Source organism: Sulfuricurvum sp., from assembly GCF_028710345.1.
GTDB lineage: Bacteria > Campylobacterota > Campylobacteria > Campylobacterales > Sulfurimonadaceae > Sulfuricurvum.
In genome coordinates, this window is sequence record NZ_JAQTUH010000004.1 from 19,373 (window position 1) to 33,082 (window position 13,710).

The following is a 13,710-nucleotide window of genomic DNA, read 5'->3' on the forward strand; positions in this document are numbered from 1 at the left end:
GCCTTAGTTACTGAAGTAACTTAAGGATATTTTCTAAAGAAACGACTAAAACTATTGTAATAATTTTAGCACGTTTTGTTGAACAGCATTTGCTTGAGACATAGCATAAGAGCCAGACTGAGCAAGGATGTTGTATTTAGAGAAGTTCGCAGATTCTGCCGCAAAATCGACATCACGAATATTCGACTCTGCCGCTTTAACATTTACTTGCGTTACAGAGATATTATTGATCGTTGATACCATTTGATTTTGGACTGAACCAAGATCCGAACGGATAGAATCAAGCAATTTTTGTGCTGATTCAGCAATATCCATAACCAACATCGCTCCGCGAAGTGTCTCAACACCCGTACCGAGTGCGCTAGTTGCACTTGAAAGAACATGTGCTCCGGCTGCACTCGCAACATTGGCATCAAAAGAATTGATAACATCGTTCAAGTTGACAGTTGTATTTGCTGAATTAGCCATCCCCGCACTTGTCATTGTGATATCACGTGAATCCAAGCGAGTCAATGTCAATCGTCCGTACGTTGTAACCCCTGAGAAGGTACCTGCTCCGGCAGTTGCTACAATACCGCGTCCATCAAGGCTTCGCAAATGCAATTGACCTTGTGTATCGGTAAATGCTTCTACTCCGGTTTGCGTTTTAACCGCATTGATCGCATTCACCAAACGTCCGTCATTATCTCCGGTTTGTACACCGCTGATCGTTCCGATTTTAACACCATTAATAGAAAGACTAACAACATCTCCAGCTGTTAGGGATGCTGTCATTGAATGCTCAACATTTGCTGTCGCACGAACACCAAGTTGATCTTGGTTTTTGTTGATAACAGCCGCAAGAGCACCTAATCCGCTCCCTGCACTGGTACTGATTTTTACAGACTCTAGTGTTACACCGTTGATCACGGCTGCAAGATTACTTGAAGCTGTTACAGTAGCACCTGTCTCTACGTGTATTGAACCGATTTTGGTTGCTTGGGTTGACCCGATACTCGCTTTAACGGTTTGGTTTGAGTATGCTCCGATTTGGAACTCTTTATTACTAAATCCACCAGATAGCATTTGTTGACCGTTGAACGAAGTGGTATTGGCAATAGTGTTCAAACTCTCAATCAAACGTGTAATGTCTTTTTGGAGTGCTTTACGAGAATCGGCTGTTTGACCGTCTTGTGCCGCTTGAGTCGCTTTGGTTTTAATTGTATCAAGAATTTTTAGTTGTTCGTCCATTGCTTTATCGGCAACTTGGATCATACCAATTCCGTCATTCGCATTCGATATCGCTTGTCCTAATGCACTTGATTGTGATCGTAGTGAATCCGCAATCGCCATTCCTGATGCATCGTCCGCCGCTGTATTGATACGAAGACCACTTGAAAGTTTAGAGAGAGAACTATCCAAACTACGGTTATTAATCATCGCGTTGTTGTGAGCATTTAATGCCGCTATGTTTGTGTTGATTTTAAATCCCATGATAAATCCCTAATGTGATTTTGGCGTCTACACGCTTTAATCACATTAAAGCAAAAAGGATTCCAGTTTTAGCAGATCATCCGTAGATGAAATCTGCTGCAGTAATATTCGAAGATGTTACCCCTGTAAGTGTAATCGTATCTCCACTTGCAAGAGTTATTAATGTATCAGCACCGGCGTTAGCTGAAGCAATCGTTGCATACGTGTCAATATCACCCACTGCTATTGCAGTACCAGCTACTTTACCAGTCACAGTTATCGCAATTTTGTCTGACGCATCTGTAAAGTCGCTAATCGTATCATTTCCATTGGTTGGCGCATTAGCGTATACAAAAATATCAGCACCACCATTACCGGTAAGAATATCATTCCCTAGAGAACTGTAGAATTTATCCGCACCGGCACCACCGGTCATCGTTATTGCTCGGCTTGATATACCATCATCCATTGCTTTAGCATTAATAATCACGCTATTAGTCCCTGTAAGAGCATGTCCATCAACCGTATTTATTCCTGCTGAAAATGCCAATGTTCCTAACGTGATTGATTGCGCTGCAAAATCCCCAAGAACTATTTTTTCTACTCCACTTACATGGGTCAAATCAGCATCGAGTACGGTTGCCGCATCACTAAAGACCATACTGTCTGTCCCTCCGTTACCGGTAATGGTATCAGTGCTTGTCAAGTGAATATTTTTCATTGTAAAGGTATCGTTTCCGCTACCTCCAATCATTGTCATAGTACTATCGGTTGTCATTGCATTGGTTATGGATGATGCAGCGGTACTTGCGCTCATATCGATTTTGGTAATTCCTGCTGTTTTTGCTAGGTTACCCACGGTCACAGCTTGAGCACCTGTCCCTAATAGGGTAAGCGTCTCTACTCCTGTCACTTTTGTAAATTGTGCATCTGCTATAGTCGCCGCAGCATCTCCAATTTTAATCGTATCAGACCCCGCACCCGCTGTTACTGTATCAGTAGCGCTTAAATCTGCCGCATTAAATTTGAAGCTATCATCTCCCGCTCCGCCAAGCACTGCCATATCATTCGTTGTCGTACCGCTAAGATCATACGTGACACCGGATGCAGATAACGATCCATCAACGGTTCTAATTCCAGCTGCTACCCCTAAAGTTCCTACCGTAATATTTTGCCCTGCAAAATTACCTAATTTGATACTTTCAACACCACTCACCAAAGTAAAATCAGCATCAATGACCGTAGCCGCATCACTAAAGACAATTTTATCAGCAATACCGCCTGCTGCTGTAATAGTATCCGCAGCGGTAAAGTCAGCGGCTTTAAGAGTAAACGTATCATTCCCTGCCCCTCCAATAAGTGTCAAGACAGACGCACCCATACCGCTTACATTCATGCTCACGGCATTTGTTCCGCTAAGGACACTACCATCTACTTTATTAATACCTGCTGCTGTTGCAGCCGTTCCCAGTGTAATACTTTGTGTACCGAAATTTGCAAGTTGAAGTACTTCTACACCGCTTGAGAGGGCAAAATCGGTATCAATTACCGTTGCCACATCACTAAAGATGATTGTGTCCGCTGTTCCTGCACCACCTACAACGCTATCTAAAGAGTCAAAAAAGGCACTTTTTAGTTTAAACGTATCGCTTGCTGCTCCACCTTTAAGTAAAAGGGCTGCTGCTGTCATCGAGAGGGTATCGATCGTTACTGCATTTGTCCCAGTAAGAAGTGACCCGTCTACCGTTCGAATACCTGCTGTGGTTGCTAATGTTCCCAACGTTACCACTTGTGATGCAAAATCCCCCAATTTAAGAGTCTCTAAACCAGTTACTTTAGTAAATTGAGCATCTGTTTGTGTAAGTGCCGTTGCCGCTGTACCCAATACAAGGGTATCACTACCCAATCCACCAGTAAGTGTATCAGTAGCTGAAAAGTCTGCTACATTAAAGGTAAAGGTATCTGCTCCCGCGCCCCCAATTAATGTAACATTATTGATTGTTGTTCCACGTACATCCATAGCAACACCATTAGATGCAGTTGTTAATGATGCATCCACTTTTTTAAGTCCTGCTGTCATAGCGTTGGTACCCAATGTCACACTTTGACTTCCAAAGTCACCGAGCTTAATCCCATCTAACAGTGTGAAATTTGTACCAAACATACTATCCACTACTGTAGCCGCATCCGCAATTTGGATGGTATCAACCCCCGCACTTCCGGTAAAGGTATCGGCGGATGTTAAATGCCCATTATTAACTTTAAGGGTTGCTGCACCACCCCCTATAACCGTAAATGTAGCATTTGTCGACATCCCAGAAATATCAACCAATATCGTATTGGTTGTCGTTGTCACAGCAGATGCATCGACTTTCACAACTCCTGCCGTAGATGCAGCATTGCCTAATGCCAATGATTGCCCTGAAAAGTTGCCCAGTTTAATCGCTTCCACTCCAGTAACATGAGCAAAATCAGTATCTATGACCGTTGCCGCATCACTAAAGACGATCGTATCCGCTGTTCCAGCATTGCCGGTAATAGTATCAGCATTGGTCAAGTGGATATTTTTCATAGTAAACGTATCATTACCCGCTCCTCCAATCATTGTCATAGTGGTATCGGTTACCATCGCATTTGTAATTGAAGCACTGCTACTTAAATGAGCATCAATTGTTGTGAGACCTGCTGTATTGGCCACACTACCGATACTAACCGTTTGCGCCCCTATTCCTGCAAGTTGAAGTATTTCTACCCCTGTGATTTTAGTAAAGAGAGCATCAGTGACCGTTGCCGTAGCATTCGCAATTTGCAGTGTATCACTACCACCATTACCCGCTATAACATCGGTTGCAGAGATATCGGCAAGATTAGCTTTAAAAGTATCAGCACCTGAACCTCCAAGTAATGTGATGTTATTCGTTACTGTCCCTCTTGCATCCAATGTCACGCTATACGTCGAAGCAGTTGCATCCACTTTTTTGAGTCCTGCATTCATAGCATTCACACCCAGTGTCACACTTTGACCTGTAAAATCACCCAATTTGATCACATCGAGTCTAGTATAACTTGTATCAAACATTGAATCCACTACTGTTGCAGCATCTGCAAATTCAATAGTATCGATCCCCGCTCCACCGGTAAAGGTATCGGCAGTCGTTACATGAGCTGTTTTAGCCTTAAGTGTCGTAGCCCCTCCCCCTAAAACACTTAAGGTAGCATCTGATGTCATCCCCGAAACATCTACGACAACAGTGTTCGCTCCACTTACTGCTGTTGCATCTACTTTAGTAATACCTTCAACTCGTGCGATTTCACCCAATGCGAGATTTTGTCCTGAAAAATTACTCACTTTAAGTGTACCAACACCGCTAACCGCGGTAAAGTCACTATCGACTACACTGGCTGCATCTCCAAATACAATTGTATTGGCTCCGCCTGCGGCAACAATAGCATCTGCAGAAGTAAAATCAGCTGATTTGAGTTTGAATATATCATCACCAGCTCCACCTTTAAGGGTTAGAGTTGCTCCTCCCATCGCCGTTGTATCAACAGTAAGGGCATTGGTCGCCGTAACAATTGCTGATCCATCTACGGTTGTGATTCCCGCACCTGTTGCCAATGTTCCTAACGTGATTGATTGCGCTGCAAAATCCCCAAGAACTATTTTTTCTACTCCACTTACATGGGTCAAATCAGCATCGAGTACGGTTGCCGCATCACTAAAGACCATACTGTCTGTCCCTCCGTTACCGGTAATGGTATCAGTGCTTGTCAAGTGAATATTTTTCATTGTAAAGGTATCGTTTCCGCTACCTCCAATCATTGTCATAGTACTATCGGTTGTCATTGCATTGGTTATGGATGATGCAGCGGTACTTGCGCTCATATCGATTTTGGTAATTCCTGCTGTTTTTGCTAGGTTACCCACGGTCACAGCTTGAGCACCTGTCCCTAATAGGGTAAGCGTCTCTACTCCTGTCACTTTTGTAAATTGTGCATCTGCTATAGTCGCCGCAGCATCTCCAATTTTAATCGTATCAGACCCCGCACCCGCTGTTACTGTATCAGTAGCGCTTAAATCTGCCGCATTAAATTTGAAGCTATCATCTCCCGCTCCGCCAAGTAATGTTACGTCATTAGCTAGTGTTCCACTCATATCCAGTGTAACGCCATGGAGAACTGTTGTTGCAGTTGCATCCACTTTTTTGAGCCCTGCTGTCATTGCCGCAGTTCCTAAAGTGACAGTTTGCCCACCAAAATCACCCAGTTTGATCCCTTCAAGCAATGTAAAGCCTGCATCAAACATTGTATCGGTAATTGCAGCAACATTCAGAATTTCAATCGTATCAGTTCCTGCACCACCGTCAATCGCATCAGCATTATTCAAATCGCCATTATTGACACGGATAAGGTCATCTCCGCCACCGGCAGTAACAATATCATTACCACTTCCTAAAGTAATAGTATCTTTAAAGTTACTACCTGTAAACGCATCATCACCTACTGAGCCATTCAGAATCATTCCACGAGTCATACCAGACACATTAATACTGCCTGATGCCCCTAAATTTACCGTGGTTACCCCCATCGCTGACGCTTTAGCCGAAAGGGTCGCAGGGGAGAAAAGACCTGTCCCTGCACTAAAATTAAGAATTTCTATACCTGTCTTATTACTCAACTGAGTATCGACAAGACCACTTATATTTGTTATTTCAAGCGTATCTACCCCCACTGATCCATCAATAATATCGGTAGCATTCAAATTTACACCAGTCGTTTTAATAAGGTCATTGCCGGCACCCACTTTAACCGTTTCGATTATTGTTGCACTGTTAGTTCCCAAGGTGACTGTATCTGCACCGCTACCGAGATTAATAGCTACTGATTGAAGCAATCCGCTTCCGATACTCACAGTTGCTGCATTCGTTAATGCTACACCATCGATTGTTTTAAAGGTAGCATCGGCACCGAGAGTGAGAGTATTACCTGCACCGTTAAAAAGTTTAAGGCTTTCAACATTGGTAATTCCGGTAAAACTTGATAATGTTCCAGCATCAAGCAATGAGATCGTATCAATTGCAGCCCCGCTTCCCAAATCAATCGTATCATTAAGATTTCCAATCGTCGTAATAACAGTATCCGCACCTGTTCCGGTTGTAATCGTATCAGTATTACTACCAAGTTTCACAACCGTTGATGATGTTTTGGCAGATGCGATAATCGTACTGTTGCCTACTGAAGTGGTCAAATCTACCGTGCTAATACCCGATGCTTGTGCTTTTACATCCAAAGTCACAGAACCACCAGCATCCAATTTTACAACTTCTGCCCCTTTTACCAAGGTAAATGCGGTGTCAGCAACTGATGCGGCATTGGTAATTTCGATAGTATCGGTTCCAATACCTAAATCAATATTATCACTAGCACTTAGATTAGCGGTAGCAATTTTAACAGTATCATTTCCAGCACCCGCAACAATAATTTGATCCGTTGCACCAAGAGTTACCGTTTCATTACCTGCACCCCCTTTGAAGGTTACTGTTGCATTCATGGCACTAAGATTGTACGTCGATGTGTCGGTTGCGATTGACGCGGTAGCATCAAGTGTTGTAAAGGTTGATGCAGCTTCCGCACCAAGCGTAGCATTATTTGCCCCTTGCGCGAACTTCAACACTTCTACGTTGGAAACATTCGTAAATTGTGTATCAACGATTGTACCGGCGGTCGTTAGTGTAATGGTATCAACTGCTATTCCCGTTCCCAGATTAATAGTATCGTTTAAGTCAGCAGCAGCAACCGAAACACTATCTGCTCCGATCCCCGTTGTAATAGTATCTGTATTGCTACCGAGCTTCACCGTAGTCGCTATTCCCATCACAGACGCGTCTACTGTACTGTTTGCCGTTCCAGTCAAATCAATCGTTGTGATGCCAGCTGTTTTGGCGGCCGTTCCAAGAGTAGCAGTACCGCCAACATCCAGTTTTAATATTTCTACTGCCGTTGTTTTAGCAAAATCAGCATCAAGAATAGACGCTGCTGTCGTAATCTCCAAAGTATCACTACTTGCATATCCCATGATAGTAGAGGCTGCTGTTGTTGAATCAAATGCCGTCTCACTTAGTTTAAATACATCGATACCAGCAGATCCTTTGTAAATTCCTCCAGGAGAACTTTGTAAAATAGTTAATGAACCTGTAAATGCAGTACGATCATAGGTATAGTTTGCCGGATCAATCCCTGTTAAATCAAGAACTTTAATCCCTGCTGCCATAGCTTTTGCCCCTAATGTAATCACTTGACCTGATACATTTGAGGTGAGTTTAAGCGTTTCAATACCTTTAATTCCTGTAAACATTGCATCTGTTATTGATGCAGCATCTGTAATAACTAAGGTATCGTTATCTCCTGCTGAATCAACAATTTTATCATTTAAAGTCAAATTATTATTTTTAAATCGATAAATATCATTACCTGCGCCACCATTGAGTATATCATTTCCAGTACCTGCGGTAATTGTATCAATTCCATTGCTTCCATTGACTGTAATTCCATTAAAATTACTAGCATCTAGCGTTACACTGGTAGATCCAGTCGCATCGACTGTTTTAATCCCTGCAGCAAAAGCTTTATCTGCAACCGTAAGAGTTGTCGTCCCCGCAGCCAATTTTAAAATCTCAGTATTGACAATCCCATTAAATGCACTATCTACAATAGTTCCCGCATCGCTTATCAGTAATGTATCAAGCCCGATACCACCATCAATCACATCACTGCCGTCAAGTTTTGCAATCGCTACCGTGATAGTATCATTTCCGGCTCCGGTATTGATACTATCATTTCCTCCGCCGATACTCACAATATCATTTCCTGCTCCACTATTAATAGTGTCTCCATAATTACCAACTGATGTTATGGTGATGATATCATTACCATCGCTTCCTGTAACTGTGATCGCTTTTTCCATTGACGATTCAACCGTTGTTGTCACCGTCGCAGTTGTTATCAAAGAGAGGTCAACACTATTAATCCCTTCAGAATCAGCAGCGTTACCTAAACTCAATGTTTGTCCCGCAAAGTTGCTCAATGCAATCGTTTCAAAGCCGGTAACTCCCGTAAGAGCAGTAAAATCCAAGGAGGATAATGTTGTAATTTGATCAGCAATCACTAATTTATCAGTACCGGTTCCACCACTAAGTACATCTGTGCCGTTCAAATAAGCTTTTTTTACAATGACAGTATCATTGCCTGCACCTGTTTGAATAGTAATATCAGCTGTAGTCATTGCCGTCGTATCAATGGTTACACCATTACTTCCAGTCAACCCTATTGCATCGATTTTTACAATCCCTTTAGCTTGTGCATTGAGCCCTAATGTAACTGATTGGTTACCAAAATCACTAAGTTTAATTCCCTCAATATTCGTTACATTGGTAAAAGCAGTATCGATAATCGTTGCAGCATCAGTGATTTCAAGAATATCCCCAGTACCTACACCTCCATCGATTTTATCGAGTGAATCAAATCCAACACTCGCTATCTTGATTGTATCATTTCCAGCACCCGCATTAATTGTATTATTCCCTTTTGTCGCATAGAGGATATCAGCACCTGAACCACTGTTTATGGTTAATGCAATCGTTGCCTCAGATGCATTAATCGTTACACTATTGGCTAATGCACCAGTAGCATCAATCGTTTTGATAACATTGGTATTTACTACTGCACCAGTAATGTCTTTACCCGATGCATAATTACCAAGGGTTACCGTTTGCCCGGCAAAATTACCGATTGCTAGTGTTTCAATCCCTTGTATGCCCGTAAAGTCATCGTCAGTAATCGTAGCTAGTGTACTAATAGAGAGCGTGTCATTGCCTGTACCACCATCTAGCTTATCAAATGATGTCAAATAAGCACTTGCCATATTAATCGTATCATCTCCTGCTCCTCCAATGACCGTATCATTACTGTTCCCAAGAGTGAAGGTATCATTACCGGTACCCCCTTTTAGTGTAATTGAGGAGTTCATAGCAGAACTATCGACACTAACGGCATTAGTCCCAGTAAGCAACGTTGCATCAACCGTTGTAATACCGGCTAAGCGAGCATTACTTCCTAAAATGACATTTTGATTTGCAAAGTTAGAAAGTTTAATAATCTCGACATCGGTCATATTCGTAGTATCAGCATCACTAATCGCGTTTACACCCGTAGATGCTGTCGTAATCAAGAGTGTATCAATCCCTGCTCCACCATCAATCATATCCGCTGAGGTAAGATTTTCTGCTGTGATTTTAATTGTATCTGCTCCAGAAGAGGCTGAAACTTTAGAGATACCACTACCCAAAGTGATCGTATCCGTTCCTGCTCCTGTTTTTACTTCAACATTACTCGTCATACCGCTCACATCAATTGTTGCTTTATCGGTTGCCAATACACCGGTCAATGTTGATGCATCAACTAATGTAATACCAGCCAGATCTGCATTCGTACCCAATGTTGCTTTTGATTCTCCTGTGATATTACTAAATTTCAGAATCTCTACATTAATCGTTCCGCTAAATGCAGTATCCGTAATATTCATCAAATTAGTTATCAAAATGGCATCGTTCGTACCGGCACCACCATCGACACTATCACCTGCAAATGTTGTCGATGTAAATTTAATCGTATCATCTCCTGCACCCGCGATAATAGTATCATTTAGTGTTCCTGATGAGATAATATCATCCCCTGATCCCGTGGTAATACTCATAGCAGCTGTTGCAACTGATGCATCAACCGTAACACTATTAGAACCACTAAGTGCTGACGCATTAATAGTTGTTAAGCCAGCAAGTTTTGCTTTTGCCCCTACTGTCACTTTTTGATTATTTCCATCACCCAATACCAATGTTTCTAACCCCGTAATATTGGTAAAATCGAGATCGACAACTTCATCTGATCCCGCCGTGGCTGCGGTTGTTAAAATCAATTTGTCACTACCGCCACCCAATTTTAAACTATCTACCGATGTCAAATGGGCGGCTTGCATTTTAATCGTATCATCTCCCGATCCACCAGTAACATTGGTAGTAACATCACTGGTCATTGTTGAATAATCAATCGTTGCTCGATTCCCACTTGCAAGAACAGAAGCGTCAATAATCGTGATTCCTTTGGCAGCAGAAATATCTCCTAATGTAACACTTTGATTATCGAATGCAGCAAGTTTAATCCCCTCTATACCGTTAAAATTTGTAAAACTGCTATCACTAACCGTTACGGCATCAACAAACTGCATTATGTCTGCAGTTCCTGCTCCTCCATCTACATTGTCGTTGCTATCAAGATATGCATTGGCAACTTTAATGATGTCATTTCCAGCACCTGCGATGATAGTGTCATTACCTTTACCCATAGTGATAGTGTCATCACCGGCTCCGCCTTTAATCGTCATATCATTCGTCATTTGAGATGCATCGATTACTGCTTTTTTGGCAGCTGTCGTACCTACGACTACCAAGGCAGTTGCGTCAATTTGCGTTAAACCGCTATTTTTTGCATACGTTCCCAATGTAACCGTTTTATCTTTGGTGGCATCATTAAGAATCAAAGTCTCTACCCCTGTTACATGGGTAAATAGATCATCGCTTACAGTCCCCGCATCCGTAAGTGTCAACGTATCATTACCGCCACCCATTGCAATCGTATCGGCTGATGTCCATCCTAACGTTGTGATAGTAAGAGCATCGTCACCCAAACCTAACGAATAGTTATCAACACCGGTTCCGGCAGTAACGGTTTCTGCTCCTGCTCCACCTATCACATTCATCGCAGTGGTAAACCCAGAAACATTAATCGTTGCAGTTCCTGCTGTTACAGCACTTGCATCGATAGTATTCAATCCACTTGCCATAGCTTTTGTTGCGGTACTCAGAGTAACAGTATGCCCTGTTATATTGGCGAGTTTGATTGTTTCAATACCAGTAATATGGGTTCCAAAAAATGCATCTGTTATAGTTTGCGCAGAAGCAGTAGTAAACTGAAGAGAGTCATTTCCAGCACCACCGTGAATCACATCATTTGCACTTGTAATCTCTGTAGTCGCCCCAAATTTAATAAGGTCATCTCCTGAGCCAGCATCAATTGTATATTTTGTTGTTGCACCGTTTGTACTTCCAGTGATGATCGTATCATTACCATTTCCGGTAGTGATTGTCATATCAGTCGTCATTGCCGATGCATCGACCGTAACACTGTTTGTACCCAATAATGCTGATGCATCAACAGTTGATGCAAGACCTGCTTTAAGCGTCAATACTTGCGCTGCAGGAACTGAGAGATTGGATAATTTAATGGTATCGATACCGCTAACATTTGTAAAAGCGGATGTGTCTGCAAAATTAACCGCTGACGTAAATTCAAGAACATCGGTTCCTGTTCCACCATCAATAGTATCCGCTGAAGTGAGCTTATCACCGGCAACACGGATGGTATCATTACCTCCACCAGTTTTAATAGTATCGACTGCTTGCCCCATAACAATGGTATCTGCTCCAGATGCAGCTGACAAGTCAATACTCATATTAGTTGTCATTGCTGAAACATCAAGCTTAATTTGCGTTGTTCCACTAATAACGCTGGTATCAATTGTATCAATTCCAGCTGTTGCTGCATTGCTTCCTAAAGTAAAGTCCTGATTTTGATTATCTAATTTCAATGTTTTGATACTGGTAAGGGCTGCAAAAACATCATCTTTTAGAATTCCTGTTCCTGTCAACCAAATAGTATCATTTCCGAGTCCACCATCAATATGATCGTCAGTACTCAACTGTGAAGCAGCCATTATGATTGTATCTGCTGCTGATCCACCAGTCACAGTAGCACCTAAACTAATATCTGAACCCATATTTAATGTCAAGTTTAATGCTGATGTAGACGCAGCACCATCAATTGTATTTATCCCTGCAGAACGAGCCAAATCACCTAATACGACTGTATTTGCACCATTTGCTAATACAATTTTTTCCAATCCATTCACGTTGGTGAACATTGTATCATCAACCGTCGCAGCATTGGTAAATTCTAAAATATCTGCGCCTACTCCAAAATTGATATTATCTGTAGATGTTAAACGTCCACTGAGCGTTTTAACAGTATCTGCTCCGCTTCCTAATACGATTGTATCAACACCTTGTCCTAATGTAACCGTATCTGCACCACCTGATGTCGTTAATTTGAGGTTATTTGTCATCAAAGTAGCATCAACAGTTACTTTATCTGTTGTTAAATTAGTAACCGCATCAATTTCTAATGCAGAACCGTATGCGTTAAGGGTAAGTTTTTGGTCATCACCTGCATGTAATTTAATTTTTTCTACATCAACATGAGCGAGAATCGTACTATCAGTACTATTTATAGCGGTTGTAAATTCTAAAAGATCGCTACCGCTATTACCAATAATTGTATCGGCAGAAGTCAAATCTCCTGCATTCATTTTAATCGTATCAGCTCCAGCACCACCTTTAATCGTGTAACCACCATTCGTTGTTGCAGTTGAAAAATCAAACGTAGTGATATTCCCACCTTGAACAATTCCACTTGCATCGATTGTCGTAATACCGGCACCTTTTGCCTCCTCAGCAAAAGTGATTGTATTGGTTGCAGTTGTTGCACTGCTCGTCAATTTTAATGTTTCAATACCGCTTACATTGGTAAGATCAGCATCAGCAATTACTATAGAACCTGTACCGATTATTTCAAGTGTATCCACTGTTGTATTAGTGCCGCCATTAATTGTATCAGCGCTTGTCAAGTAACCGGCTTTCATTTTTACAAGATCATTACCGGTTCCGGTCGTGATACTCATCGCAACATCCGCTGTTGTCATACTGGATAAATCTACACTGCTCGCCGCGGTACTTGCACTCGCATTGATGGTTCTTACACCCGCAGTTTTACCGAGTTCTCCCATAACAACGCTTGCTGCACCCGTATCGGACAAGGTCACTTTTTCAAGTCCGCTTACTAGGGTAAAGTCTGCGTCAACAACGCTTCCTGTTCCGGTCAAGATGAGTTCATCCGCCCCTGTCCCTACAGCAATTGTATCGGTTGATGCCAAGTCTGCTTGGCGCATTGTGATTGTATCCGCCCCGGTTCCGGTCGTGATACTCATCGCAACATCCGCTGTTGTCATACTGGATAAATCTACACTGCTCGCCGCGGTACTTGCACTCGCATTGATGGTTCTTACACCCGCAGTTTTACCGAGTTCTCCCA

General features: G+C 42.2%; 2 protein-coding genes. Both read right to left on the minus strand.

Annotation, left to right across the window (positions count from 1 at the left end; genetic code table 11):
- Positions 1 to 51: 51 nt before the first annotated feature.
- Positions 52 to 1,473, minus strand: coding sequence for a flagellin B (locus PHC76_RS06475; RefSeq protein WP_300209881.1), 1,422 nt, complete (start codon positions 1,471 to 1,473; stop codon positions 52 to 54).
- Between the two features lie 76 nt (positions 1,474 to 1,549).
- Positions 1,550 to 13,567, minus strand: coding sequence for a hypothetical protein (locus PHC76_RS06480; RefSeq protein WP_300209883.1), 12,018 nt, complete (start codon positions 13,565 to 13,567; stop codon positions 1,550 to 1,552).
- Between the last annotated feature and the right edge of the window lie 143 nt (positions 13,568 to 13,710).